The 24,837-nt window shown below is 45.9% G+C and carries 28 protein-coding genes; 10 read left to right on the top strand and 18 right to left on the bottom strand.

Annotated elements, in window-relative coordinates; genetic code table 11:
- Positions 1-7 precede the first annotated feature (7 nt).
- From mnhG to HCX92_RS08220, 7 genes are all read right to left on the bottom strand, one after another.
- A complete protein-coding gene (gene mnhG / locus HCX92_RS08250) occupies positions 8-322 on the bottom strand; it encodes a monovalent cation/H(+) antiporter subunit G (RefSeq protein WP_169294470.1) in 315 nt (104 codons plus the stop codon).
- Positions 319-600 carry a K+/H+ antiporter subunit F gene (locus HCX92_RS08245; protein WP_169294469.1) on the bottom strand — a complete coding sequence of 94 codons (282 nt, stop codon included), beginning with the start codon at positions 598-600 and terminating at the stop codon, positions 319-321. Before HCX92_RS08245 ends, mnhG begins: the two co-directional genes overlap by 4 nt.
- Positions 597-1,085 (bottom strand): Na+/H+ antiporter subunit E, encoded by a 489-nt coding sequence (locus HCX92_RS08240; protein WP_169294468.1) that lies wholly within the window; start codon positions 1,083-1,085, stop codon positions 597-599. Before HCX92_RS08240 ends, HCX92_RS08245 begins: the two co-directional genes overlap by 4 nt.
- The gene (locus tag HCX92_RS08235; protein WP_169294467.1) at positions 1,085-2,722 is read right to left on the bottom strand and encodes a monovalent cation/H+ antiporter subunit D; all 1,638 of its coding nucleotides are present in this window, start codon (positions 2,720-2,722) and stop codon (positions 1,085-1,087) included. Before HCX92_RS08235 ends, HCX92_RS08240 begins: the two co-directional genes overlap by 1 nt.
- Entirely contained in the window at positions 2,719-3,063 is a 345-nt protein-coding gene (locus HCX92_RS08230) for a Na+/H+ antiporter subunit C (protein ID WP_169294466.1), read from the bottom strand. Before HCX92_RS08230 ends, HCX92_RS08235 begins: the two co-directional genes overlap by 4 nt.
- Positions 3,064-5,991: a monovalent cation/H+ antiporter subunit A gene (locus HCX92_RS08225; RefSeq protein WP_169294465.1), complete on the bottom strand. Its 2,928-nt coding sequence runs from the start codon at positions 5,989-5,991 to the stop codon at positions 3,064-3,066.
- 224 nt (positions 5,992-6,215) lie between these two features.
- Positions 6,216-7,532, bottom strand: coding sequence for an anti-sigma factor domain-containing protein (locus tag HCX92_RS08220; RefSeq protein WP_169294464.1), 1,317 nt, complete (start codon positions 7,530-7,532; stop codon positions 6,216-6,218).
- Positions 7,533-7,605: 73 nt separating this feature from the next.
- Between HCX92_RS08220 and HCX92_RS08215 the strand changes: the two genes are divergently transcribed.
- Positions 7,606-8,397, top strand: coding sequence for an SDR family oxidoreductase (locus HCX92_RS08215; RefSeq protein ID WP_169294463.1), 792 nt, complete (start codon positions 7,606-7,608; stop codon positions 8,395-8,397).
- Here the strand turns inward: HCX92_RS08215 and HCX92_RS08210 are convergent.
- The 3 genes from HCX92_RS08210 to HCX92_RS08200 are packed head-to-tail and all read right to left on the bottom strand — an operon-like array spanning position 8,383 to position 10,163.
- Positions 8,383-9,387: a tripartite tricarboxylate transporter substrate binding protein gene (locus HCX92_RS08210; RefSeq protein WP_248290024.1), complete on the bottom strand. Its 1,005-nt coding sequence runs from the start codon at positions 9,385-9,387 to the stop codon at positions 8,383-8,385. The two genes, HCX92_RS08215 and HCX92_RS08210, sit on opposite strands and share 15 nt — an antisense overlap.
- Before the next feature lie 33 nt (positions 9,388-9,420).
- A complete protein-coding gene (locus HCX92_RS08205) occupies positions 9,421-9,744 on the bottom strand; it encodes a hypothetical protein (protein WP_211182323.1) in 324 nt (107 codons plus the stop codon).
- A gap of 8 nt (positions 9,745-9,752) precedes the next feature.
- Positions 9,753-10,163, bottom strand: coding sequence for a hypothetical protein (locus HCX92_RS08200; protein WP_287811560.1), 411 nt, complete (start codon positions 10,161-10,163; stop codon positions 9,753-9,755).
- Between the two features lie 135 nt (positions 10,164-10,298).
- Between HCX92_RS08200 and HCX92_RS08195 the strand changes: the two genes are divergently transcribed.
- Positions 10,299-10,931, top strand: a complete 633-nt coding sequence (locus HCX92_RS08195; protein ID WP_169294461.1) for a M23 family metallopeptidase — start codon at positions 10,299-10,301, stop codon at positions 10,929-10,931.
- Between the two features lie 10 nt (positions 10,932-10,941).
- On the opposite strand, the gene HCX92_RS08190 is transcribed toward HCX92_RS08195, so the two are convergent.
- The 3 genes from HCX92_RS08190 to HCX92_RS08180 form a co-directional block, all read right to left on the bottom strand.
- Positions 10,942-11,139: a DUF2892 domain-containing protein gene (locus tag HCX92_RS08190; RefSeq protein WP_169294460.1), complete on the bottom strand. Its 198-nt coding sequence runs from the start codon at positions 11,137-11,139 to the stop codon at positions 10,942-10,944.
- A gap of 80 nt (positions 11,140-11,219) precedes the next feature.
- Positions 11,220-11,549: a helix-turn-helix transcriptional regulator gene (locus tag HCX92_RS08185; protein WP_211182322.1), complete on the bottom strand. Its 330-nt coding sequence runs from the start codon at positions 11,547-11,549 to the stop codon at positions 11,220-11,222.
- Between the two features lie 145 nt (positions 11,550-11,694).
- Positions 11,695-12,783, bottom strand: a complete 1,089-nt coding sequence (locus HCX92_RS08180; protein WP_169294459.1) for a site-specific integrase — start codon at positions 12,781-12,783, stop codon at positions 11,695-11,697.
- Between the two features lie 143 nt (positions 12,784-12,926).
- Here HCX92_RS08180 and HCX92_RS08175 point away from each other — a divergent pair, with 143 nt between their 5' ends.
- The 3 genes from HCX92_RS08175 to HCX92_RS08165 are packed head-to-tail and all read left to right on the top strand — an operon-like array spanning position 12,927 to position 16,338.
- Positions 12,927-14,000 carry a DNA-binding protein gene (locus tag HCX92_RS08175; RefSeq protein ID WP_169294458.1) on the top strand — a complete coding sequence of 358 codons (1,074 nt, stop codon included), beginning with the start codon at positions 12,927-12,929 and terminating at the stop codon, positions 13,998-14,000.
- 52 nt (positions 14,001-14,052) lie between these two features.
- The gene (locus tag HCX92_RS08170; protein WP_169294457.1) at positions 14,053-15,453 is read left to right on the top strand and encodes an MBL fold metallo-hydrolase RNA specificity domain-containing protein; all 1,401 of its coding nucleotides are present in this window, start codon (positions 14,053-14,055) and stop codon (positions 15,451-15,453) included.
- A gap of 36 nt (positions 15,454-15,489) precedes the next feature.
- Complete coding sequence (locus HCX92_RS08165; protein ID WP_169294456.1) at positions 15,490-16,338, top strand: TIGR00730 family Rossman fold protein; 849 nt, start codon at positions 15,490-15,492, stop codon at positions 16,336-16,338.
- Positions 16,339-16,366: 28 nt separating this feature from the next.
- Here HCX92_RS08165 and HCX92_RS08160 read toward each other — a convergent pair whose 3' ends face one another.
- A complete protein-coding gene (locus HCX92_RS08160) occupies positions 16,367-16,795 on the bottom strand; it encodes a hypothetical protein (protein WP_169294455.1) in 429 nt (142 codons plus the stop codon).
- A 362-nt stretch (positions 16,796-17,157) separates the two neighbouring features.
- Here HCX92_RS08160 and HCX92_RS08155 point away from each other — a divergent pair, with 362 nt between their 5' ends.
- Complete coding sequence (locus tag HCX92_RS08155; RefSeq protein ID WP_169294454.1) at positions 17,158-17,862, top strand: aspartate/glutamate racemase family protein; 705 nt, start codon at positions 17,158-17,160, stop codon at positions 17,860-17,862.
- A gap of 56 nt (positions 17,863-17,918) precedes the next feature.
- On the opposite strand, the gene HCX92_RS08150 is transcribed toward HCX92_RS08155, so the two are convergent.
- Entirely contained in the window at positions 17,919-18,338 is a 420-nt protein-coding gene (locus HCX92_RS08150; RefSeq protein WP_169294453.1) for a DUF411 domain-containing protein, read from the bottom strand.
- A 306-nt stretch (positions 18,339-18,644) separates the two neighbouring features.
- Between HCX92_RS08150 and HCX92_RS08145 the strand changes: the two genes are divergently transcribed.
- The 4 genes from HCX92_RS08145 (at position 18,645) to HCX92_RS08130 (ending at position 21,889) form a co-directional block, all read left to right on the top strand.
- Positions 18,645-19,625 (top strand): tripartite tricarboxylate transporter substrate binding protein BugE, encoded by a 981-nt coding sequence (locus HCX92_RS08145; protein WP_169294452.1) that lies wholly within the window; start codon positions 18,645-18,647, stop codon positions 19,623-19,625.
- A gap of 190 nt (positions 19,626-19,815) precedes the next feature.
- Entirely contained in the window at positions 19,816-20,709 is an 894-nt protein-coding gene (locus HCX92_RS08140) for a DMT family transporter (protein WP_169294451.1), read from the top strand.
- Positions 20,706-21,188, top strand: coding sequence for a glutathione peroxidase (locus tag HCX92_RS08135; RefSeq protein WP_169294450.1), 483 nt, complete (start codon positions 20,706-20,708; stop codon positions 21,186-21,188). Before HCX92_RS08140 ends, HCX92_RS08135 begins: the two co-directional genes overlap by 4 nt.
- Positions 21,185-21,889, top strand: a complete 705-nt coding sequence (locus HCX92_RS08130; protein WP_169294449.1) for a glutathione binding-like protein — start codon at positions 21,185-21,187, stop codon at positions 21,887-21,889. The genes HCX92_RS08135 and HCX92_RS08130 overlap by 4 nt, the downstream gene beginning before the upstream one ends.
- 95 nt (positions 21,890-21,984) lie before the next feature.
- On the opposite strand, the gene HCX92_RS08125 is transcribed toward HCX92_RS08130, so the two are convergent.
- The 3 genes from HCX92_RS08125 to HCX92_RS08115 form a co-directional block, all read right to left on the bottom strand.
- On the bottom strand, positions 21,985-23,280 hold the full coding sequence (locus HCX92_RS08125) for a Glu/Leu/Phe/Val dehydrogenase (RefSeq protein ID WP_169294448.1): 1,296 nt from the start codon (positions 23,278-23,280) through the stop codon (positions 21,985-21,987).
- A 124-nt stretch (positions 23,281-23,404) separates the two neighbouring features.
- A complete protein-coding gene (locus HCX92_RS08120; RefSeq protein WP_169294447.1) occupies positions 23,405-24,184 on the bottom strand; it encodes a hypothetical protein in 780 nt (259 codons plus the stop codon).
- A 12-nt stretch (positions 24,185-24,196) separates the two neighbouring features.
- Positions 24,197-24,826, bottom strand: a complete 630-nt coding sequence (locus HCX92_RS08115) for an ankyrin repeat domain-containing protein (RefSeq protein WP_169294446.1) — start codon at positions 24,824-24,826, stop codon at positions 24,197-24,199.
- Positions 24,827-24,837: the final 11 nt, after the last annotated feature.

Below are 24,837 nucleotides of genomic sequence, written 5' to 3'. Positions count from 1 at the left end.
AAAAGAGTTATTTTCCGATACGTTCCAGGCGCAGTATATAAGAACGCATTAACAGCATCGCAGTGACGGGGGAAGTAAGAAATAAAAAGACAACAATTAATATTTCGTGAAAGAAAACCCGGTCAGCCAGATGAAAAGAAACCAGTATAGACGCCAACAAGGTAAAGATGGCACCAAACGTGTTACCCAATGTAGGGGCATGAATACGACTTTTGAAATCTTCAAACCGGAGCAGTCCGATTGATCCAATCAAAGTAATAAGGCCACCCGTCACTAAAAAAACAGCAGCGGGAATTGCGATCCAGGCAGGAATATCATTCATGGCTCGATCACCTCACCACGCAGCAGGAATTTTGACAGCGCTGAAGAAGACACAAAGCCCAATAAACTGATGAGCAATGCAATGTCAAAGTACCAGGACGTTCTGTAAAGCATGCCCAGCACGATGATCAGCAACATGCCGTTGATATACATAGTATCAAGACCCAGCACCCGGTCTTGGGGTGTTGATCCCTTGACGAGTCTGATAAAGGCACAAAAAGTGGCCAGTGAAAAGCAGCAAATGGCAAAGTAACATGCCCAGGTCAATATCAAGTTCATTCAAATATCTCAATCAAATTTGCTTCGTAACGATTCTTGATGGTGTGAATCCAGTCGGACTCCTCTTTCAGGTTAAGAACATGAAGGCGCAGGATGAAATCATCTTCAGTCAGACCAGACCAGACCGTACCAGGTGTATAAGTGATAATGCACGATAAAATGGCCAAACCGTGAGGATCGCGGATGTCCAGTGGAATATTGATGAAACCTGGTGTTCGGTGAGCACTTTTTCCTTTCAGGATTAATATTCCCACCACCCAGTTGGAATAAGCAATATCAACAATAACCAGGCAAATCAATTTCAGGATAGTTAAGGTTTTTTTAGGGTGACCGTGTAAAGGCCGCAAGCGCTGTGATGCCAGAACAAGCCCTAGTGACAGTATTGAACCGAGCACAAACTGGCCGATTGTCAGTGCATTGGCCAACAGCATCCATATAAGCAAAAGAAATGCAGACATGGGAAACCAGAAAAAGAATTTTCTCATTAGTGTCCCCCTACCATGGTTTTGTTGGATGCCTGTGTAATCACTGCATTGATATACTGATTGGGATCATCAAGCGAACTTGCCGTTTCAGCCAGAAAATCCATGACAGGTCCGGCAAAAATTGAAAGCGCAATACAGCTTAGCAATAAAACACTAACGGGAATAGCTTCTCGAATACTAAGTTTAGGCGTTTGCAACGTTTCCGCATTCCAAAAAAGCCTTACGCCTGATTTACCCAGAGCAATGACAGTGGCAAGGCCGGATGCCAGCATGGCAATTACCAGTAGCCAGGCGCTGAGGGAAGGTCCCGATAACTTGTTATCGGTGAGTTCAAGTGCAGAAGACAATAAGGCAAACTTTGCCACAAAACCGGAAAACGGCGGCATACATGCAATCAGAATGGCGCAGGTAAAAAATGACAGACCAAGAAAGGCCAGTGCGGCTGGAATTGCGACACCAACAACGTCACCGGAATAATCGGTTGTTTTGTCCTCATCAAGGCCAAAAGCTTCAAAACTGACAGAAAGCACGTTGGAACCAAAGGATTCTGTGCGTTTGATCAACTCAACCAACATGAAAAAAGCACCGGTGGTAAGCACGGAACTGATCAGGTAAAAAAGGGAAGGACCTGTTAAAGTCACACCCGGCATTCCCAACGCCGTAAGCAGGGTGCCGGAAGACAGAATGATGCTATAGCCAACCAGTCGTCCTGTATTTTTTTCGGCCAGAATACCTAAAGTACCAAATAAAAGGGTACCCAGACCAATGGCGTACATCCAGTCGCCACCAAAGGCGGCAGGAGCTCCGGTGGGTAAAAGCAGGGAGCCCATTCTGACCAAAGCATAAATGCCTACCTTGGTCATGATGGCAAATAGCGTGGCAACAGGAGCACAAGCGGCCGCATAAGCATTGGGTAACCAAAAATTAAGTGGCCAGGCCGCTGCCTTGACTAAGAAGGCAATGCCCAGAATGGCACAGGCGGTTTCGAAAAGTTTGCGATTTTCAGCATCCAGCATACCGGCTTTGATACCAAGATCGGCCATGTTGAGCGTACCGGTAACCCCGTAAATAAGGGAGATGCTGATGAGCAGTAAAGAAGCGCCAATTAGGTTGACGGTAATGTAATGCAAACCTGAAGAAACTCTTCGGGAGCCAGAACCATGCAGCAGCAAACCATACGATGCAGCCAGGAAAATCTCGAAGAAGACAAAAAGATTGAACAGGTCACCGGTTAAAAATGCACCATTAAGCCCCATCAGAATGAATTGGAATAAGGGGTGGAAATGAATGCCAACCCGATCCCAGAACGCGGTTGAGTAAATAAGCGCACATATGCCCAGCACAATAGTAAGAACCAGCATAACCGCTGAGAGCTTATCCACCACGAACACAATACCAAAAGGGGCTATCCAGTTACCCAGCAAATACACGCCAATATCATTGTTCCAGTCGCTGGAAATATCGCCTGCTGTCATGAACAGCAAGGTTACTGCAACAGCAAACTGAATGGTAACCGACAGGAAAGCCAGCCCGGTAAGGGCCTTGCGACGGGAGTCTTTCAAAAGCAGCATGAGGGCGCCTGCCATCATGGGCACTGCAACAGGTAAAATGGGTAAATGATCCAACCAACCCATCATGAATTGAACTCCGTACCATCGACGTGATCGGTATTGGACAGCCCGCGCAAGGCCAGTAACACGACCAGATATAAAGCCGTTGTGGCAAAACCGATAACGATAGCGGTCAGTACCAGAGCCTGGGGAACGGGATCGGCATAATTGGAAACATCAGCAATCGTACCTGATTCAATGATGGGAGGAGAGCCAACAGATAATCGGCCCATTCCAAATATAAACAGGTTTACGGCGTAGGAAACCAGGGTAAGCCCCATAATGACCTGAAAGGTACGGGGTCTGAGCAAGAGCCAGATGCCCGAGCCGGCCAATACCCCTATGGCTAATGAGTAGATAATTTCCATTTAATTAACTCGATCTGAAAAATTCAATTGTGTCCCGGTTCCTGCTTTGGTTTCCGATTCGGCAACCGGTGCTTTACGATAGAAACGCAGGGACTGGTGAGCAAGGGCAACCAGCATAAAGGTTGTTGCGCCCACAACGAGTGCATAAACACCAATATCAAAAAGGATAACGCTGGAAAGATGCAGCTTCCCGATGACAGGCAAGTAAATATCCCAACTGATGGCTGACAGGAAAGGTTGACCTACCCACCATGCAAGCATGGAAGAGCCACCGGCAATTAACAAGCCAACGGAAATCCAGTACTGTGGCCGAACCCTTGAGCGTGTTTCAACCCAGTGAATGCCACTGAGCATATATTGCAGGATGATTCCGGTTGCAAAAATCAACCCGCCTACAAAACCACCGCCGGGCAGATTATGGCCGCGCAACAGGAAATACAATGAAATAAGGGTAATAACTGGCAGCATTAGCCTTCCCAGTACATTGGGAGCCAATAAAATACCTTTGGGCAAACTGTGCTCATTGGTGAGGCCATTGCCATCAATGGTTTGAATTTCATGACGGTTTTCAAGGGCGTGGATACTTTCCTGTGGCGGACGGAAGCGACGCAGCAGCGCATAGACGGTAATGGCCACAATGCCCAGAACACTGATCTCACCATAGGTATCAAAGCCACGGAAGTCGACCAGAATGACGTTAACTACGTTATTACCACCGCCTTCAGGCAAGGCTTTTTCCAGGAAAAAGGCAGAAAGACCCTCTGGTTTATCGCGAGTCAGCATGATATAGACCAGTGCAGACAATCCCAGTCCGCTACATATTGCAATGGCCAAATCACGGAACCGGCGAATAAATGACCGTAACGGTGTTATCTGGGACTCTTCAATGACACGACGTGGCAACCAGCGCAAGCCCAGCAAAATAAGAACAACGGTAACCGTTTCAACCACCAATTGCGTCAGCGCCAGATCGGGCGCTGAAAGCCATGCAAAAGTGATGCAGGTAACAAGCCCGGCTCCACCAGAAAGCACCAGGGCACGGAAGCGATTGTACTTGGCCAGATAAGCCGCTCCTATGGCGCAGGCACCACCAACGGTCCATAGAAGGGCAAAAGCCGGATCAAAAGAAAACGGTTCTTTTAAATGCAACCAATTTCCACCAAGCAGCGGCAGCATGCCGACCACCACGGTAATTACCACAATCCACAATACCTGTGGTTGCAAACGTTTGCTGGAAAACCATTCAAGCAGGATATAGGCAATGCTATCGATGCCATTCATGACGGCATCAAAAGACTTTCTACCATCAAAACGGTATAAAATCGGTGTCTGCCCGGGATATGAGCGAAACAGGGGTTTAAGCACATATAGCAGGGAAACACCACCAACCAGGGCCAGGATACTCATAACGAGCGGAAGGTTAAAGCCGTGCCAGATAGCCAGGCTATAAGCAGGCAAGTGGTCTCCCAGAATGGAGGTGGCCGCCAGTTTGAGCGTTGAGCCAATGATTAGTTCGGGGAAAACACCGATAAGAATACACAGCAGAACCAGAACAGCACTTGGAAAAAGCATCCAGTGGGGGGGGTCATGTGGTTTTCGAGGCAGATCGGTGGCGGGTTTGCCAAAAAACACCTGAATGATAAAGCGCAGGGAATAAGCAACGCTGAATGAACTTGCCAAAACAGCCAGGCTTGGCAACCAGTAACCGGCATAAGAGGTTTGGTTTACAAAGAGTGTTTCGGAAAAGAACATCTCTTTGGAAAGGAAACCATTAAGCAAAGGCACGCCCGCCATGGCGGCCGAAGCCACAATAGCCAGGGTGGCCGTGATAGGCATGGCCTTTCGCAATCCTGAGAGCACCCCCATGTCACGTGTTCCGGTTTCATGGTCAACAATCCCGGTTGCCATAAACAGGGAGGCCTTGAAGGTGGCATGGTTGATCATGTGAAAAATGGCGGCAATCAGGGCCAGTTCGCTATTCAGACCCAAAAGCAGGGTGGTAAGACCCAGATGGCTGATTGTGGAATAGGCCAGCACACCTTTCATGTCCTGCTGGAAAGTGGCGGCAAAAGCACCTATGAGCAATGAACACATTCCGGCACCGCCAATGATCCAGAACCACTGGTCGGTACTGGCAAGCACCGGCCAGAAACGGGCCAGGATAAAAACACCAGCCTTGACCATGGTAGCCGAATGTAGATAAGCGGATACCGGAGTTGGCGCAGCCATGGCATTGGGCAGCCAGAAATGGAAAGGGAACTGGGCACTTTTGGTAAGTCCGCCCAAGGCAATCAACACCAGAATGGGAATATACCAGGGGTGATTGCGGATCAGGTTGCCCGAAGCCAGTATTTCATTTAGTTCATAACTGCCGACAATATGGCCAATCATTAACATGCCGGCCAACAGGCAAAATCCACCTGCGGCAGTAATGGTAAGTGCCATGCGTGCACCGCGACGTGCATCTTGCCGGTGATGCCAGTAAGCAATGAGCATGAATGATGAAAGACTGGTCAATTCCCAGAATATGACCAGCTGAATAACGTTGCCCGAAAGAACGACACCGAGCATTGACCCCATGAATGCCAGGAAAAATGAAAAAAATCTGGGTACCGGATCGGCTGGGTCCATGTAATAACGGGCATACAGAACCACCAAGGCTCCCATTATGGTGACCAGAAGCGAAAATAACCAGGCAAAGCCATCCATTCTGAATGTCATATTGACGCCCATGGAAGGCAACCAGCTTATTGTCTGGACCAGTACCTCTCCGTTAAATACGGCAGGTGCGGCATAAATAACCATTCCTGCACAGACAAGCGCAATAATGCCAGCAAGCCAGGATTCCTGGTTTCTGGCATTATGAGGCAAAATGGCAGCCAATATACTGCCAAGGAAAGGGAGTACGACAATTAAAACAAGGGGCATTTGACAAGGGGATCAAAAATTGAATTGTTACAACCCTGATGATACGATATTTTCATATGTTACTTGTCTCAGATTTGCATAAAATTCAAAATATTTTTCGTATAAATCATTTTTCAGACAAAGTTGCAGTTATTTATAGAGATTTTCACGTTATTTGATGACGATTGTGATGAACTCATGACAAATCCGTTATTGCTCATGCCCCATAAGTGCTACTTATTATATTAATTACTCACATCAACCAATCTACCTTGATACAAAATAGACCCGGTTGGTTTGCCTGAAGGGGAACCACCAGCCGCTTCAAGACTGATTTGAAAAAGTTGCCCGGGCTTCACTTTACCCAACATTTCCGGAGTAAGCGTGATAATGGCATTCGATTTAATAGCGCCCAGTGAGCGATAGTCGTTGTTGCCCGTGTCTGATTGTGTCCAGATTTCCATTTCAAGATTGTCGGCAATGTTTTGCTGAATCATTGGTTTGATCTGTGCGATGCCTTCCTGATTAACTTTTACCACCCAGGCAGGCTGGCTATTTTGCCCGGGCGCTGACAACACGGCAATCATTCTGGTCATATTGGAGGTGGATGGAAAAATAATCACAAGAAAAAGCAAGGCAGTCGCCAGTACCAGGCTGGATATTTGCCATAGTCTTAGGTTTTGGCTGAGTTTTTTGCTTAGTTCCTTGATGCGCGCCTGCAAACCGGAAAACCCGGACATGTCATGATCTTGAATGGCATCAAGAATGCCACCGACTTCCTCGGTGTTTTGCATGTTGTGCTTGATGCTGCTCCATAAGCGCGGATGCAAAGGCTGTTCGGGCAATTGATCCAGGTAATGGGTGAAGTGATCCTCCCAGATCAGGGCAATGCTGGCTGCGGTGCTGTCCTGATTGAAAAGCTGAAGTACATAACGTTCTTCTTCGCCGCTTAGCCCACCCAATACATATTCGCCAATTTTTTCATTATCAATGTGATAAGGAAAATTACCCAACTTTTTGGATAAATGACGCAAGCCCAATAAAATATTTTCCTTGAAACGGCCCAAAGGCATATTAAGCAGGGTGGCGGTTGAGGCTTGCTCACCTGAACTGAAATACATGTTGATCAAACAGCTTTGTGGCTCAAGTGGCAATTCTTCGAGAAAAGCATGAAAACCCGTATGTGGTGCGTGAGAAGCATGTATGTCGGCCTGCAAAAGACTAAGCGTTTCAACCAGTGCAGAATCCCTGTTTTGCAAAGTCGCCTGGATCTGTTCGTAATTTTGCTTGTACAGGACACCGATATGGTAGCGCAAGATGCTGTAAATCCATCCTTTGGCCGGGCCGGCTTCTTCGTTATATGTATTGGCATTTTTCCAGATAGTGACAAAGGCACGCTGAACCGCCTGTTCCGCATAGTTTAAATTGCCAAAAATACGGAATGCCAAGGCCAGCATTTGAGGAGCATCGTGTTTATATAAGCTTTGTATGGCGCTTTTTTGTCCTTTTCCGCAGGCTTTTAGCGTCTTTTCATATTGAAAAGAAGTAGACTTGTTAAACATGTTCTTTTCCCAGTCTTTATATTTAAATTACCAAAATATTTTTCAAGTTTAACCTTAAAAACAATTTTATCGTATGTCTTTCAATACTGACACCCATTCCTATCTGAAACAATTTAATCTGGATGACAAGGTCACCTTCTTGACCGGCTCAACAAGAGGGTTGGGTCTTGAAATTGCCAAGGCAATGGCGCAAAGTGGTGCAACCGTGATCATCAATGGCAGAACACGGGAAAGTGTCGCTGAGTGTATAAAAAAATTGGCTGATGAGGGAATCACCGTGCGAGGGATTTGTGCGGATATGTCTGATTTTGCACAAATAGACGCTGCATTTGAAAAAATAACACAGGATTACGGTCGCTGCGATATTCTGGTTAATAATATGGGAATGCGCATTCGCAAGTCTCTTGCTGAAAGCACCTTGCCAGATATTCTGGCGCTCACTCAAGCTAATCTGACTGCAGCCGTTTACACTTCCAAGAAAGCGGCCGAATTAATGACTAAAAACGGTTTTGGACGAATTATTTCCATGACATCCATAGCGGGTGAACTGGCGCGTTCTGGTGATGCTGTATACCCGGTAACAAAAATGGGCCTGACCGGCTTAATGAGGTCTCTGGCCGTGGAATATGCCCGCCAGGGCATTACCAGCAATGCGATTGCTCCCGGTCCTTTTGCTACTGAAACCAATAAATCCCTGGCCGAAGACAAAGTAAAAGGTCCGGCTTTCGTGGCTCGGGTACCCATGCAGCGCTGGGGCAAGCCCGAAGAGATCGCTGGCGCGGCGGTTTTTCTGGCTTCGGGCCTTGCTTCTTATATCAATGGACAAGTTATTACCATTGATGGTGGGATGTCAGTTAATTTTTAAATCGAGTTTTTTAATCAGCGGCTCCCAGCGAGCTTTTTCCTGCTTCATGTACTCCCTGAACTGCTCGGGTGTACCTGGAATCGGGTCCATATACTGGGCCTGCAACTTCTCTTTTACGACAGGGTCATTCAGTGCGTCAACCAAGGCATTGGCCAGTTTGTCCTGTATGGCTTTATCCACTTTTGATGAAATAATAAAGCCTGACCAGGCTGAGCCTTCAATGCCCGGTATGCCCGCCTCTGAAACAGTGGGGATCTCGGGCAGGGCACTGACTCGTTCTGCCGTTGTTTGAGCCAAAGCGGTTAAGCGGCCATCATTAACCAGTGGCAGCACGGCAATGGGGGCCAAAGCGGTAAACTGTGTATCGCCCGCCAGTAAAGAATTCATGGCATTAGGCGAAGAGGCATACGGCACAGCCGTTGCGACACCATTGAAAGCCTGCAGCATCAGCTCCATGGATAAATGAGAACCTGTGCCAGTACCTGGTGTGGCGTAATTGAACTTGTCCGGATTTTCCTTGATTCTATCAACCAGCTCCTGAAGGTTTGTGATGCCTGAATCACTTCGCACGGCAATGATATTGGGCTGTGTGACTGCCATCGTAAGCGGAGAGAGGTCTTTTTCCGGATCGTAGCTTAAGTTATTATAAATAAACGGGTTGTTGACCAAGGGGCCGGTAATTGAAATGCCAAAGGTATAACCATCGGGTTTGGCATGTGCGACGGCAGCTGTACCTATATTGCCGCCAGCACCGGGCTTGTTGTCAATGACAATGACCTGTCCCAGTGTGCCGGATGCTTTTTCTGCCACAATGCGTGCAATCTGGTCCGGGGTTGATCCGGCCCCAAACGGTACGATAAGCTTCAATTCGTGCTCGGGCCATTTGGCGGTATCGGCAAGGACGGCAGATGAACCGGAAAATCCTATTGCTGCCAATGCAAGCAGTGGCAGGTTTTTTTTAATCAAATGAACAAGTCCGATGTTTGACAATGTAAATCTCCTTGGTAACTGTGAGGTATGGACTTAATACTTCCCCATTAAAATGTCGAAGTATTTTTCCATTAATTTGGTACTTTGATTATCTGGGTAAATCATGTAGCCTTTATCCCTGACTGCTTTGTATTTTTCATAAGGGATACTGCTTTCCAACTCGGCAAAGCGTGATTCACAGACAGGGAACAGGTCCTTTTCGGCGGGCTCTTCCTGGTATTGCAATACATATTCCCGGGTCATGCAAAAAATAATGGCCTTTTCTCTTTCATGGTTGGGATAGGTTTGTTCTTGCGCATGAGTGGCTGTCATGATGAGCGCAGCGCCAAGCAGGGTACATCCCATGTTTATGAGCATTTTTATCATTATTCCAGTTCTCCGGCATCTAGCCCAAGCATGATTTGGGATGTGGTGGCAAACGTTTTTTTGTCTTTGGGAGAAAGACTGTTGTAGACATCCTCTAGGATGTATTTCTGGCGATATGCCCGCTGAAAGCTTTCGTACAAATGGGTTTGCTGATCCAAATAATCGGCAAGTGGCACTTTTTTAATGAATTCCCCATACCTGAATTCACACAGTCTGAGAGACTCGGAGGCATCAAGTGTCTTATTGTCTTCAATGACCACATTAGTCTGGCCCGACAAGATGCCTTCCATGCACAAAGAAATCAGGTCTGTTTTTATTTCAGGCGGATAAGGTTCTGGAGTGCAGCCTGACAGGACAACAGTACCAAAGACCAGGGCAATGAATGGTTTTACGGTTTTTATCAATTTCACGGTTGGTTTTACCCGGAATGTCTACTAATATAATAGGGATGAGTGCGATTATATAGCGATTGAACGCAACGAAATGTTCATTATTGCTTATGCCTGCTTTATTGTGCCTTGAATCATTTCACACGGATTATTCTATTGAATAAATTTTTGCTGCTTTTGTTGCTGGGTCTGCCACTGGGTGTCTTTGCCCAAAGCAGTACCGATATTGATCTGAGTGATATTCCAGAGCTGGATAGTGACGTTATTGTCATGGGAGCCTGTGACCATTGCGGCAAGAATATAACCCTGCAAAGTCTGATGACCAATCCGTTGCCGGATGCGAGATTCTCCTCTTCATATGGCTGGCGAATGCATCCGGTTTTTCAGGAAATGCGCTTGCATACGGGAGTTGACTATGCTGCGCCGGCAGGAACGCCTGTTACGGCCATACAGGCGGCCAAAGTGGTTTACCTGGCTAACCGCGGGGGATACGGCAAAACCGTAGTGCTGAAACATGATAATACTTACAGCACGCTTTATGCCCATCTTGAACGCTATGCCCCCGGACTGGTTCTGGGTTCGTATGTAAAGAAAGGGGATTTAATCGGTTTTGTGGGATCAACCGGTAACTCCACCGGGCCGCACCTGCATTATGAAATCAGAAAAAATGGGCAGCCTGTGGATCCGTCCAGTGGCAAAGTGATACCGTTGCCTACGGTCGTAAAAGTAAAAGGACCGGGCATTAGCATTAAACAAAAAAATGCCCGAATCCGAACCATCTTGAAATGAACAGGCGTAATTATTTTTTACTCAGTGGACAAGCGGTCTTGACGCCAATGATGGCATAAAGTGGACAATAACTAATAAAGCCGGTTACCAGGGGAATAATGCCCAGGTAACCCCACCATCCGATTGTTCCGGTAATCGCCAGCACAATCAAAACCACGCCCACGATAATACGCAAAAGTTTATCGATACCGCCAACATTTTTATTCATGATAAAGCCCTTTTGATGGATTAACAAAAAACTGACAATTGGAAATTATGTTGAACACAAGCAATGACATGGAAAATGCCTTAGGATGAGGCCGTATCATTGCAGTATAAGCGGTGCAATGTTTCAAGCATGGCAACGGCTTTTGGGTCTGCCAGGGAGTAGTAAACATTTCTGCCTTCCTTGCGTGTTTGTACCACCCCGTTTTTTCTGAGAACCGTTAAGTGTTGCGAAAGATTGGGTTGATGAATGTCCAGTAATTCTTCAATCTCGCCCACTGTTTTTTCACCCTCAAACAAATGGCAGATCATGAGCAAACGGTCTTCATTAACCATGACCTTAAGCAACTTTATGGCTTCAGTAGCGCCTTGCCGCATGGCAAAGGACATATCCGTAGTAAGTGTTGTGTTCATAATTTCAATCTAAGATGGTTAACATTATATACTCAAATATAATATTAATAAATATAATATTTAAAAAGAAGATTTGATTTGGCGCAAACAGTTGAGAGACCACAGCGTACATTTAGTTCAGATTTGCCGTTCAGATTCTGAAAAACTATTCAGCCGGACTATCAAACAATTTAGAGGCCTTGCTTTCCAAAACATTTCCCTCGCGATAATACCTCATTAAGGTATTAATATTTTGGTGACCGGTCATTAACATGGTTTCGGCAATGGGAATATTTTGCCTGGCTGCCTCGGTCACAAAGCCCGATCGCAGTGAATGCGCGGAATATTCTTCACTTAATCCAGCCTGTTTGCAACGGGATTTAATAATATTGTTCACCGAAACCGGGCTGAGTTTTTCACCGATAGCCCCACCTTTGTTAACTTGCCTGAAAATATAACCATTTTTTATCTGGCTGGCGGCAATCCAATTGGCCAGTGCCTGGGCGGCCTGACCGGAAACCGGCTTATAGGCATTGGCGGATGCCTGTCCTGTCTGATTGGTTTTTGAATATAAAAGCAAATATAAGTAATCTCCCGTCTCGGGTTTATGGATGAGTCTGTCAAAATGGGCATCCGATACCTCGGATCTGCGTCTTCCGCCGCTGGCCCAGGCGAATAATATCAGGGCTCTATCCCGCAGGCCTTTAATCGAGTCGTCACAGGTTTCCAGCAACTGGGCAAGCGGTTCCTTGGTAAGTGCCGGGCGCTGGACGGAATGCATGCCTTTTTTTGCATAAGCTTTTTGTGTTTTGCCAATCAACTCCTGTACGCGAGGATCTTTACAGGGATTCGGACTGGCAAAAGCAATTTGGTGTGCCTTGGACAAGACAGCCAGGCGATGCAAAAGGGTGGCTATTGAAAAGTGGCCCCGTTGCGCCTTGAATTTGTTTTCAACCAGAAATACATCGAGCTCGGCGGGCAAACCAATGGTGTCACCTGTTGGGGTATGGCGCACGGCATGATCAACAATAAATTGCAGCACCACGGGTACTTGCAGGGGAAGGGTGAATGCCTGGTTATAACGCATTCTGTACCAGACGGCCCAGTATTTCATGGCGCTTTTGTAGCTGTTCCGCGTATTTTGAGACTCACCTTCAGACACGATGTCGGCAATTGCCTTTTGGGTGGCTTCATGCAATGAGGTGGGATCCAGCAATGGCAATTGGTTCAGCAATTTAAGGCTTTGTGTGGGCATAAACACCATTTTGACGTAAAAACATTGGGTAAATTCCATATTTGTAATATATAATATGTATTATGTATTGTATATTACAAATAAATCAAATAGCTTATGATAATTTTTACTTATCGAAAGCTATATTCTAAAGTGTATTCAAAATGATGCAATTAAAAAGTTCAGGGCGTGGAATTCAACAGGAAGATGTCTGGAAAGCGGCAGATGAATTGTTGCTTGAGGGGCAGCGGCCAACCATAGAGCGGATCAGGTTAAGAATAGGGCGGGGTTCACCCAATACCATCAGCCCCATGCTGGAAAACTGGTTTGCCATCCTGGGCAAACGCATTAATGGAACGTCCTTTAACCAGAAAAACACAATAACAGCCCCCGAACCGGTCGAGCAGGCCATACGGCATGTCTGGGCGCTGGCTCTTGAACAGGCCACAATAATCGCCAAAAACTCGGTTAAAAACCAACAGGAAGAAAACGAACGGGCAAAACAAATACTGGATGATGAAAAAAAGGCCTTTGAACACAGTAAACAATTGCATGAGGCAGCCTTAAAAGAACAGAAAAAGCTATTGGCCACGATGGCCGCCCAACTGCAAGACACAAAGAACATCCTGGCACAAAGAAACCGCGAATATGAAAGTCTGAATAATGAAGCAGGGCGTTTGAAAATTCAGATTGCCGACTTGCTGGTAGAAAACAAGGCCCAGCAAGAAGCGGCAGAGCAGGTGTTGGAAAATGCCAATCAGCAACACATCAAGGAAAGGGAAGGGCTCGAAACCCGTTTCAGGTCGCTGGAATTGCGTTCAGTCAGTGAAATTGATCGTGCCCGGCAGGAAACAAAACTGGTTCAACAAAAGCTTGAACAAAGTCTTAAGACACAAAAGCAAAACGAGCAAGCGTTAAAAAACCAGCTGGAAGAGGCGCATGAAAAATACCGTCAATTATCACAGCTTAATGAAACAGTTCGTCTGAAAATGCAGGCAGTTCAAGATGAATACCACGTGCTTGTTACGCAATTTGAACAATATAAATCCCAGAACGAGCAACGGTTTGAACTGCTGAAAAAAGAAAACGAAACACTGACAAACGCATTGGCACAACGGCAACAAAACCTTGAATTACAAAAGGAAATGGCGCAATTACTTGAAAAAATAAATGCGTTAGCTTTAACCGAAAAAGATCATGAGAAGGATAAATCCGATAAAAGCAGCTTGAATAAGTAAAGCGGCAAGACTATGATCATTAACGTTGTAGACCAATACGAGTAGACAAAATATGAAAATCAAATTCCTGGGTGCAGCCGGCGAGGTAACCGGTTCCTGCTTTTTGGTGCAAACCGGTAATATTCAGTTTTTGGTTGATTGCGGCATGTTGCAAGGCGGTCGTGAAGCCCCCATCCGGAATCGGCAACCCTTCGACTTTGATCCCCACGAGTTGGATTTTGTGCTGCTTACCCATGCCCACATTGACCATAGCGGCATGCTGCCAAAATTGATAAAAGACGGTTATTCGGGATATATATACACCACCCGGGCAACGGCCGACTTGCTTGATGTTCTGTTACCTGACAGCGCACACATACAAGAAGTCGATGCCGAACGGGCCAGTCGCAAACCACGTTCACGACAAGGCAGGCATTACGGGCTCACTACCCCCATCTACTACATGGCTGATGCACTGCAAACGCTTAAGCATATAAAAGAAATTGGATACGAAAGCATCATAGATCTGGCGCCTGGCATAAAATGTCGTTTTCAGGATGCCGGCCATATCCTGGGATCCGCCATTATTGAAATCTGGATTACCGAGGATAACATTACCCGTAAAGTCGTGTTCAGCGGCGATCTTGGCCAACCAGGCAGACCCATTTTACGTGATCCAACAATCATTGAAGAGGCGGATATCCTGGTTATGGAGTCCACTTACGGTGACCGGCCTCACCGTACAAGCAACTCGACGGAAGAAGAAATCGTTGATATTTTCAAACGGACTTTACCCAAGGGAAATGTTATTATTCCCGCTTTTGCAGTGGGGCGAACCCAGGAAGTCATTTACCAACTACTGCAATTGGCACGTCATGACAAAATAAATGATCTCAAGGTTTTTGTTGATTCCCCGATGGCAACCAAGGCAACGGCCATTACCATGAAACATATGGAGCTGTTTGACGAGGAAGCCAAAAAAATGTTGACCTGGCAGGAAATCGGTACCGAATTACCCAATCTTTATTTCACCGAAAGTGCTGAAGAGTCACAACTGCTGAATAAAATCCGTTCAGGTGCGATTATTATTTCTGCCAGTGGTATGTGTGACGCGGGCCGCATTAAGCATCATTTGCGCCATAACCTGGGAAGACCAGAGTGCGCCATCATGATTACGGGGTTTCAAGCCATGGGATCATTAGGCCGTCGTCTGGTTGATGGCGTTAAAAAAGTGCGTATTTTTGGTGAGGAAATCAATGTCAGGGCAACTATTCATACTATCGGGGGACTGTCTGCCCATGCTGATCAGCCGGCCCTGTTGAACTGGGCCAAAGGGTTTAAAAAAGCCCCAAAACATATTTACCTGGTCCATGGTGAACCCAATCCCGCAGAAACGCTGGCGAACCGGCTGATGGAAGAATTGAATTGGAATGTACATATTCCCAAAAGACAGGAAACGATTTCATTCAATTAAGACTAACACTTAAGGTTAACTGAACTGTAATAACACATGATTGATTATGAAAAGCGCAAAGCGCTGCAAAAAAACATAAAAGAAGGTGTCACCTACCGGCTTGCCCAGGAAGACCTCGATTTTCTGGCCAGTGATGAACTGCGTGGCCAGCGCCTGGAACTTGAATACCTCAAAACAGACAAGATACTGAATGAAAACTGCATACGTTCCACGGTTGTGGTATTTGGGAGTGCGCGCATAAGCTCACCCGAAGAAGCCAAAAGCAAAATGGAACAAATCGAGAAAATGCTTGATGGTTCACCGCAAGATGAAGTCATGCTTAAGGCTCATAAAAGGGCAGAGCGCAACCTGCGAAATGCACATTACTATGAACAGGCCATCCGTTTTGCAAAGATGATTTCAGAACACTTTCAAAAAGAGGGCGTATGTGATTATGTCATTATGACAGGTGGTGGTCCAGGCATTATGGAAGCGGCCAACCGAGGGGCTTATGAAAGCCAGGCACGTTCAATAGGCCTGAATATTACCTTGCCTTATGAACAAACCCCCAATCCTTTTATCACGCCTGAGCTGGCTTTCCGGTTTCATTATTTTGCCATCCGGAAAATGCATTTTCTTGTCAGGGCTAAGGCATTGGTTGTTTTCCCTGGCGGATACGGAACCATGGATGAGCTGTTTGAAGTATTGACTTTAGTGCAGACTAAAAAAATGGATCCCATCCCAATCATCCTGTTTGGTTCTGAATTCTGGAAGCGCGCCATCGACTTCGAGTTTCTGGTTGACGAAGGCATGATTAACGAACACGACCTGGCCTTGTTCAAAATGGTTGATTCCATTGAAGAAGCTTTCACGATGCTGCAACGGTTTCACGCCGAACATATGTAAAACAGTCGTGTGAGTTTAAGCGCTTATATTAGTACTGGCATTCGACATTTCCATCAACCCGGTTATTGCCGCCTGAAAGGCGGCTACCCTGACCACAAACAATATTGCCATCAACGGTCGTGTTTTTCACGGAAAATGAGGGTGTATGGGTTTTAGCTTCTATATTGCCATCGATACGGCTATCAGAGATTTGAATCTTGCCGGCTTTTTTTGAAATCACGTTACCGTCAACTTTTGCATTTTTAAGTACCAGCGTGGCACCTTGAAAGACTTCGATATTGCCATCAACACGGGTTCCATTCAGGTTGCAGTGAGCGCCTTGGGGCACTTTGATATTGGCGTCGATTTGCTTATTGCCAATAGAACCCTGACAAGATAAATCATCCGCAAGGGCGGGTTGCATAAAGGCGGTTAAAGCGGCGCAGCTTGCCAATAATACTTTCAAGCGTGAATTCATATCTTTACCTATGAGTTGTATTGCTGATGATCAAGCAAAAGTGCATTAAGCAGCAATCAGCAAATAAAAAAGACCATATATTATATAAGCAAATATGTTACCAACCAATGACAGAGGTTTTAGTCATAGGTTATAAGCGAATGGGGGAATGCAATCATGCATAAATCATTTACTTTACATAATATACATTATGCGAACAACAAGACTGCCAAAATTCAAGTGATGTTTAGAGTCTCACCGGGTAAAAACTCTATCGTTTATTCGTTACAATGCCGTGTGGAATAAGCTGTAACCCGTCAATACATAGCGGTGCTATTGTACCCGAATCACAAAAACATCACCTAACATTTCAGGGAGCCTAAATGCAAACCATCGGTTTAATAGGTGGAATGAGTTGGGAATCAACCATTCCTTATTATCGCCAAATTAACGAGGCTATCAAAGAACGGCTGGGTGGCCTGCACTCGGCAAAAATAATCCTGTATAGCGTTAACTTCCAGGAAATAGAACAGCTGCAGCATCAAGGAAAATGGGATGAGGCCGGAAAAATACTGGCCGATACCGCCCTGCTTTTACAACAGGCTGGCGCTGATTTTCTGGTGTTATGTACCAATACCATGCATAAAGTGGCGCCTGCTATTGAATCGACCACACAAATCCCGTTATTGCATATTGCAGACCCTACCGCCCAAGCCATTAAACAGGCAGGATATAAACGCGTAGCCTTGCTGGGAACCCGTTTTACCATGGAGCAGGATTTTTACCGTGGCAGATTAAGCCATAAACATGGCATTGAGGTTCTGGTACCCGGAACCGAGGACAGGAGTCAGGTACATCAAATTATTTATGATGAACTTTGCCTGGGCATTTTAAAAGAGTCATCACGCCAGACATATCGGGAAGTTATCCAGCGGCTGGCCAGTCAAGGCGCTGAAGCCGTAATATTGGGCTGCACTGAAATATCCTTGCTGATTGGTGCTAAAGATTCACCGCTTCCCCTGTTTGATACCACCGCGATTCATGCCAGCGCAGCGGCAAAACAGGCTTTGCAAAAAAAAGTATTTTAAGTGCCGCAAACAGGGTTACTGATTGACCTTAAAAACATCGCTTATTATGCTCACGATTAGTCTTTTGAAAACGGTTGTCCCTCAAAATCCACGGTAAGCAGGTTGCCATCCATAGGCCCCATGCCAGGAGAATTCAATGGCATTCCGGGTGCGGCAATACCTTTGACGGATGCATTGGCCAGCATTTTATGTACGGCTGTGGCAGGGACATGCCCCTCAATGATTTGACCTGAGCTGTCAACTACAGCGGTATGGCAGGAAGCCAGATTTAACGGTACACCAAGCTTTTCTTTTACGGCAGTCATATTGCCGGTTTTAATCGATTTAATCTTGAAGCCGGCATCTTGCATATGCTGGTTCCAGCCATCACAACACCCACAATTGGGATCCTGGAAAACGGTGATTTCATTATTGCCTGCATGGGTAAAAGCAGACATGGACAGGACGGCAGTTGCAGCTAATAACCATTTTTTCATTATTAAAGCCTTATTGTATTGTTTGAATAAATTCAGGGTCTTATTCTAACATTTACTATCTCAGCAAAAATCCCATTTCTTTCATTATTTCAATAACTTGTAAAAATTATTATTTGTAACGGAGCAAAATGGCCATTAATTTTTCATGAAATGTCCGGGTATTAAGATAGTGTTCCGGGATTAAATCAGTGATATCAACCGCCCGATCTGATCTGCCACAAATAGTAACTATCTATATCATGGTATTTACCCATTTGATTAACTGCAAATTTTATCTACACTAGGGCCAAAAATTAGGAGGATTCAATGAAATTAAAACAAGCATTTGTACTGGCAACCACCGTTGCCAGCCTGTCACTGGGCAGCCTGGCACATGCAACGTCCAATTATCCCAATCAACCCATTCGGGTTATCGTACCTTTCGCACCAGGCGGTTCTACCGATATTGTGGCCCGTATTGTGGTACAGGAAATGTCCAAGATCCTGGGTCAATCAATGGTCATTGAAAATAAAGCCGGTGCGGGTGGCGCCATTGGTGCCGCAGAGGCAGCACGGGCAAAACCCGATGGCTACACCCTGTCCCTGGCCACAGTCTCGACCATGGCCGTCAATCCAGCCTGCCGCCCCAATGATTTGCCATACGATCCACAAAAAGATTTCGCGCCGGTCAGCAATTTTGTCAATACTCCAAACGTTATTGTCGTTAATCCTGGTGTTCCAGCCAACAATTTTGCAGAGTTCGTGCAGGTACTTAAAGACAATCCCGGAAAATACACCTATGCGTCACCGGGCATTTGCAGTATTGGCAACCTCAATGGTGAAGCCTTCAAGCAGGCAGTTGGCGTAGATTTGGTACACGTACCTTATAAAGGCTCCGGTCCGGCTGTTGCTGACACCCTGGGCGGTCAGGTGCATAGCCTGTTCGATAACCTGCCTTCTTCCATGCCTCATATCCAGACTGGCAAGCTTAACGCCATGGCGGTCGCCTGGCCCGAACGCATGAAAGACATCCCGGATGTGCCAACCTATGCGGAAATGGGTTACCCGCAATTGAATAATGGCGTCTTCTATGGTTTGCTGGCTCCCGCAGGAACACCACCAGAAATTATTGAAAAGCTAAACAAGGCCACACAAGATGCCCTTAAAGAGCCCAAAATTATTGCTGCGCTTGAAAAACAGGGGGCCTTCCCAGCTGGCAATACTCCCGAAGAATTTGCCCAACAAATCAAAGACAATTACGACCTGGCAAAATCGGTGGTTGAAAAAAGCCAGCTTGAAATGAAATAAAACCACAATTTTTCATATTCATTTCAAGTTAACAAGTATTTTTCAGTGCCTTTACAGTTACGCTGTAAAGGCACTGTTTTATGGGGAAAAGCAACACTTGAACGGCTAGAGTTCATGCTGCTCAACAATTAAAGTTTCAATCCGATAGAATGAAACATTTACCCTCTGACACCTGTAATATCACACCTTCATGTCAACACCCTCTTCTCCCGCCTATTCCCATACGATAGGAATTATTGCATTAATAGGCTCCATGGCCTCATTGTGTATTGGCACTTCATTTGCCAAATCCCTGTTTTCGGAAGTGGGTGCGCAAGGCACAACAACCTACCGATTGGCATTCTCCGCCTTGCTCCTGTGGTGCGTATGGCGCCCCTGGCGCTTCAGGCTCAATCGTAAGGATGCCTTAAGTATTGTTTTGTACGGTTTGTCCCTCGCATCCATCAATTTTTTGTTTTACATGGCCCTACGTACCATTCCCCTGGGTATTGCAATCGCCATTGAGTTTATCGGTCCGTTGGGTTTGGCCATTTACTCGTCACGCAAAAAAATTGATTTCCTTTGGATTATCATGGTGGCAACGGGCTTATATATGCTTATTCCCCAACAAGATTCAATAACAGCCCTGGATCCAGTGGGTGTTGTTTATGCTGCGATTGCAGGTGCAGGTTGGGCTTTATATATCATTTTTGGTCAGCGTACCCGTAATATTCATCCCGGTCAGGCGTCCTGTTTGGGTATTACAGTTGCAGCCTTGGTGGTTTTACCTTTTGGTATTGGTCACGCAGGAACCACGCTGTTGAATCCATCCCTTATGTTATTTGGATTGGGTGTAGCCATCATGTCCAGTGCAATCCCCTATTCCCTTGAGATGATTTCCCTGCGCGCCCTACCCCGTAAAACCATGAGTGTCTTGCTTAGCCTTGAACCCGCCATGGGTGCAGTGGCAGGTGTTATCCTATTGCATGAATTACTGACTTTTGCTCAATGGCTGGCCATTGCTTTTATTGTAAGTGCCTCCATAGGGTGTGCGGTTACATCCCGGCATCCCATTCGAGATGATATGGAGAAAAAACCAACATGAAATCCCTGTTTTCTTTTTCCGCGACCAAGGCCGATGGCCATATTCTTGACTTTGCCTGTTTGCAAGGAAAAGTGGTCCTTATCGTCAACGTGGCCTCCTACTGTGGGTTTACGCCTCAATATAATGGTCTTGAAAAACTCTATCGGACTTATAAAGACCAGGGGTTTGAAATTATTGCCTTTCCCTGCAACCAGTTTGGCCGTCAAGAACCGGGCACAGACGAAGAAATTGTCTCTTTTTGTCAATTGAATCATGATGTCGGTTTTACCATCATGAGTAAAATTGATGTCAATGGCAGCCATGAGAATGAAGTGTACACATGGCTAAAACAGGAAAAACCTGGCATTTTAGGCAACCAAAGCATTAAATGGAACTTTACCAAGTTTTTGATTAACCGCCAGGGTGAGGTTATCGGACGCTATGCGCCTGTGACCAAACCTGAGCAACTGGAAACCGATATAAAGGAAGCATTATCATGATTGATCTGTATTATTGGACAACACCAAACGGTCATAAAATTACAATGTTCCTGGAAGAGACAGGCCTTGAATATAAAATTATTCCTGTCAATATTTCCAAGGGAGAACAATTTTCACCTGATTTTCTGAAAATAGCGCCTAATAATCGTATTCCAGCCATTGTTGATCATGCCCCGATTGATAAGGGTGAGCCTATTTCCATTTTTGAATCAGGTGCAATATTGCATTACCTGGCTAATAAAACCGGTCAATTCCTGTCTTCCGATTTGAGAATAAGAACGGAAACCCTGCAATGGCTGTATTGGCAAATGGCGGGTTTAGGCCCCATGGCTGGCCAAAACCATCATTTTTCCCAATACGCCACTGAAAAAATCCCTTACGCCATTGATCGATACCGTAATGAGACCAATCGTTTGTACGGGGTACTTAACAAACACCTGGAAGACAGGGTTTATATCGCAGGTCAATATTCCATTGCCGATATGGCCTGTTATCCATGGATTGTTTCACATGAAAAACAGGGACAGAACCTTGAGGATTTTCCTAACCTGCAACGCTGGTATGAATTGATAAAAGCACGACCAGCAACGATACGTGCTTATGAGATTGCCCGTGAAATTAATCCTTCACCCACCGTGCATGATGATGAAGCAAGGAAAATATTGTTTGGGCAAACAGCAAAATCCTTGGATAAACACTAACGTTTGCAGCAAAAAGAAACCCTGGTTTTAACGGATTCCTCTGGCGGATCTGTTAAAACCAGGGTTTAACACCGCAAACTTTTACAAAAAAACCATTAAGGGTAAAGACCACGTAGCTCACGGGCCTCGAGGATACGTGTGCAGGCCACAATAAATGCCGCTGTACGTAAACTGACCTCATGGTGTTTTGCAACATCAGAGACAGCACGATAAGCATCACGCATCAGGCGCTCAAGGCGTTGGTTGATTTCCTCTTCACTCCAGAAAAAGCTGGAGAAATCCTGTACCCATTCAAAATAACTGACAGTTACACCACCAGCGTTGGAAATCACATCAGGTACAATATATATCCCTTTTTGAGTTAGGATGTCATCGGCTTCCGGGGTGGTTGGGCCATTGGCGCCTTCCACCAGGATTTTTGTCTTGATCTGATCCGCATTTTTGATGGTGATTTGATTCTCAAGAGCGGCAGGAATCAGGAATTCGCTGCTAACTTCCCAGAAATCTTCATTGGAAATGGCGGTTGCTTCAGGGAAACCCATGACACCAGGATGATCTTCAACGAAATTTAACAAATCATGAATATCGATGCCATTTTCATTGAAAATAGTACCGGTATGATCTTGTATCGCAACAACTTTGGCACCGGTTTCATGGAATAATCGGGCAGCTGTGCCACCTACATTACCAAACCCCTGTACGGCCACCCTTGACCCGGACACACTAAGACCCAAATCTTTGGCCGCTTCGCAAGCTGCTACAAACACACCACGGCCTGTTGCCTCTATGCGACCAAGACTACCACCCAATGCAATAGGCTTGCCGGTAACAACACCCGTTGACGTGGCACCTTCATTCATGGAATAGGTATCCATCATCCAGGCCATGGTTTGAGAGTTGGTGTTGACATCGGGCGCTGGAATATCTTTGCTTGGGCCAATAATGAGACCAATCTCACTGGTATATCTCCGTGTGACACGTTCAAGTTCTTTTTTGGAATACTTGCGCGCATCAATGCGAATACCGCCTTTGGCACCACCAAAAGGCAAATTGACCGCTGCATTTTTAATAGACATCCAGGCTGCCAGGGCCATGACTTCGGACAGGCAAACGTCCTGGTGAAAACGTACGCCGCCCTTGCCCGGTCCACGTGATGTATTGTGCTGAACACGGTAGCCCTCAAAGTGGGCAATGGTACCGTTATCCAATTCAATGGGAACATCTACAATCAATGAGCGCTTTGGTCGCTTCAGTGTTTCTACCCAGCGGGCCAGGGAACCCAAATAGGGGGTTACCCGATCAATTTGCTGAAGATAAATACCCCATGCGCCCAAGTCATTTGGATTCAGATATGAAGGCAGCAAGTGCGAAGTGGTAAATTCTGAAGTCATTAAAGCTCTCCGATGAAATGAGCCGTCTTACTAACTTCTTGAATTGTACTTGTTCTGTTTTGAATTATTAATCTGTCCCCGTTTAATTAATATTAAATTTTAATGGGGACAGATTGAGTGTTGTTTAATTGACATTAGTAACGGCAACCGTATAAATCGAATTTCCGCTTTTAATATCCATTTTCATGATCAGCCCTTTTGCAGGACAATACCATTCAGTGACGGTAACCGGCTTATTGCCGGCAGACTTGCCTGAAGGAATAAGTGTGGATTGAATCTGACCACTGGAAAGAGTACCCGTGTAAGTGATCGGCTTACAACTCATCGGCCCCATTTGTGTATGAATTTGCTGTTCTTTTCCAACTTTTCTTTGGGTAGACTGCAAAAATGCATTTTCTATGTTGACTTGGCTAATAGGCACTGAGGAAGGCAAAGACATGGACGCCTGGGCATCAGCCCTGTAGGTTTGTGCAGGCAAGGAGTCGGATTGCTCATTCATGATATTGGCTGGCTTGAGAAAGTATCCATTGACCCGGCTATTTACGACGGAACGCATGACGGTACCCAGCAAGCCTGCCGAATCAAACGAGCCACTAAGGGTAGAGCCCCCACTGTTGACCATGAGCCGAAAATTGCCCGAACCATTGATCTGCTGTCCGGCTATGGGTGCATTTGCCTGGATATGCAAATCGGCATGGCAATCATTGCCGGCCGCTTTTGTTACCTGGTTGATCCTGATCATAAAATGCCCCTTCCCCCCATTAATATTCCCTTCAATTTTCCCGTTGGGCTTTAGCCAGGGACTTTGACAATAAACCTGTTCAGCATGTGCATTTGTCCAGCCTACCAACAGGGCAAGAGAAAACAAAAGATTCAGTGGAAGAATACGGGAATGATGTTTCATGAAGAAATCCGGTTATCGAAGCATAATTTCGACAAGTCCGGGCTGCTTTAGTTCCCGGGCCAAATCAATGGCATTTTTACCCAGCTGGTTAACGGCTCTGGGATCGGCACCCGCAGCCAACAATGCTTTGACCGCTTGGGGATTTTTAGAGGTTACCGCCATATAAATAGGTGAGCTGCCTTCTGCAGCCGGTGCATTGGGGAAAGCGCCATTAGCCAGCAACATATTGATCATATCAACATGTCCCATTGAAGCAGCATAATGCAAGGGTGCCCACCCCAAACGGTTGACGTCCGCACCCCGAAAAATAAGTCCTTCTGCGCGACGCACATCACCGATAATGGCCAAATACATCAAGGGTGTTTCATTATTAATGTTTTCAATATTAAGGTTGATATTAGGGTCTCTGACCAGAAGATCAAAAACATCCATTGATTTATCACGAATAGCCTGCATGATGGGAGGTTGACCATTCTGGTTAAGCGCATTGACATCACGGCCTTTGGCAATGGCCGCCTTAACGGAAGATACCCGATTGTTCTTGATGTCGTTCCACCAGGAAATCGATGTATTGGCAAATGACGTCATGGTCACAAACATGGCACCAACCAGCAAGGAAGATTTCAATTTACTAATGCGCATTACCCACCTTT

Origin of the sequence: Advenella sp. EE-W14, assembly GCF_012923605.1 — a bacterium.
GTDB classification, from domain to species: domain Bacteria; phylum Pseudomonadota; class Gammaproteobacteria; order Burkholderiales; family Burkholderiaceae_B; genus Advenella; species Advenella alkanexedens.
Note: the sequence above shows the minus strand (reverse complement) of the source record. Positions and strands in the feature narration are given on the sequence as shown.

What these genes read in the sequence shown, in the direction of transcription:
- mnhG (WP_169294470.1), bottom strand. Translation starts at nt 322, where the DNA reads ATGAATGATATTCCTGCCTGGATCGCAATTCCCGCTGCTGTTTTTTTA.
- HCX92_RS08245 (WP_169294469.1), bottom strand. Translation starts at nt 600, where the DNA reads ATGAACTTGATATTGACCTGGGCATGTTACTTTGCCATTTGCTGCTTT.
- HCX92_RS08240 (WP_169294468.1), bottom strand. Translation starts at nt 1,085, where the DNA reads ATGAGAAAATTCTTTTTCTGGTTTCCCATGTCTGCATTTCTTTTGCTT.
- HCX92_RS08235 (WP_169294467.1), bottom strand. Translation starts at nt 2,722, where the DNA reads ATGATGGGTTGGTTGGATCATTTACCCATTTTACCTGTTGCAGTGCCC.
- HCX92_RS08230 (WP_169294466.1), bottom strand. Translation starts at nt 3,063, where the DNA reads ATGGAAATTATCTACTCATTAGCCATAGGGGTATTGGCCGGCTCGGGC.
- HCX92_RS08225 (WP_169294465.1), bottom strand. Translation starts at nt 5,991, where the DNA reads ATGCCCCTTGTTTTAATTGTCGTACTCCCTTTCCTTGGCAGTATATTG.
- HCX92_RS08220 (WP_169294464.1), bottom strand. Translation starts at nt 7,532, where the DNA reads ATGTTTAACAAGTCTACTTCTTTTCAATATGAAAAGACGCTAAAAGCC.
- HCX92_RS08215 (WP_169294463.1), top strand. Translation starts at nt 7,606, where the DNA reads ATGTCTTTCAATACTGACACCCATTCCTATCTGAAACAATTTAATCTG.
- HCX92_RS08205 (WP_211182323.1), bottom strand. Translation starts at nt 9,744, where the DNA reads ATGCTCATAAACATGGGATGTACCCTGCTTGGCGCTGCGCTCATCATG.
- HCX92_RS08190 (WP_169294460.1), bottom strand. Translation starts at nt 11,139, where the DNA reads ATGAATAAAAATGTTGGCGGTATCGATAAACTTTTGCGTATTATCGTG.
- HCX92_RS08185 (WP_211182322.1), bottom strand. Translation starts at nt 11,549, where the DNA reads ATGAACACAACACTTACTACGGATATGTCCTTTGCCATGCGGCAAGGC.
- HCX92_RS08180 (WP_169294459.1), bottom strand. Translation starts at nt 12,783, where the DNA reads ATGCCCACACAAAGCCTTAAATTGCTGAACCAATTGCCATTGCTGGAT.
- HCX92_RS08175 (WP_169294458.1), top strand. Translation starts at nt 12,927, where the DNA reads ATGATGCAATTAAAAAGTTCAGGGCGTGGAATTCAACAGGAAGATGTC.
- HCX92_RS08170 (WP_169294457.1), top strand. Translation starts at nt 14,053, where the DNA reads ATGAAAATCAAATTCCTGGGTGCAGCCGGCGAGGTAACCGGTTCCTGC.
- HCX92_RS08165 (WP_169294456.1), top strand. Translation starts at nt 15,490, where the DNA reads ATGATTGATTATGAAAAGCGCAAAGCGCTGCAAAAAAACATAAAAGAA.
- HCX92_RS08160 (WP_169294455.1), bottom strand. Translation starts at nt 16,795, where the DNA reads ATGAATTCACGCTTGAAAGTATTATTGGCAAGCTGCGCCGCTTTAACC.
- HCX92_RS08155 (WP_169294454.1), top strand. Translation starts at nt 17,158, where the DNA reads ATGCAAACCATCGGTTTAATAGGTGGAATGAGTTGGGAATCAACCATT.
- HCX92_RS08150 (WP_169294453.1), bottom strand. Translation starts at nt 18,338, where the DNA reads ATGAAAAAATGGTTATTAGCTGCAACTGCCGTCCTGTCCATGTCTGCT.
- HCX92_RS08145 (WP_169294452.1), top strand. Translation starts at nt 18,645, where the DNA reads ATGAAATTAAAACAAGCATTTGTACTGGCAACCACCGTTGCCAGCCTG.
- HCX92_RS08140 (WP_169294451.1), top strand. Translation starts at nt 19,816, where the DNA reads ATGTCAACACCCTCTTCTCCCGCCTATTCCCATACGATAGGAATTATT.
- HCX92_RS08135 (WP_169294450.1), top strand. Translation starts at nt 20,706, where the DNA reads ATGAAATCCCTGTTTTCTTTTTCCGCGACCAAGGCCGATGGCCATATT.
- HCX92_RS08130 (WP_169294449.1), top strand. Translation starts at nt 21,185, where the DNA reads ATGATTGATCTGTATTATTGGACAACACCAAACGGTCATAAAATTACA.
- HCX92_RS08125 (WP_169294448.1), bottom strand. Translation starts at nt 23,280, where the DNA reads ATGACTTCAGAATTTACCACTTCGCACTTGCTGCCTTCATATCTGAAT.
- HCX92_RS08120 (WP_169294447.1), bottom strand. Translation starts at nt 24,184, where the DNA reads ATGAAACATCATTCCCGTATTCTTCCACTGAATCTTTTGTTTTCTCTT.
- HCX92_RS08115 (WP_169294446.1), bottom strand. Translation starts at nt 24,826, where the DNA reads ATGCGCATTAGTAAATTGAAATCTTCCTTGCTGGTTGGTGCCATGTTT.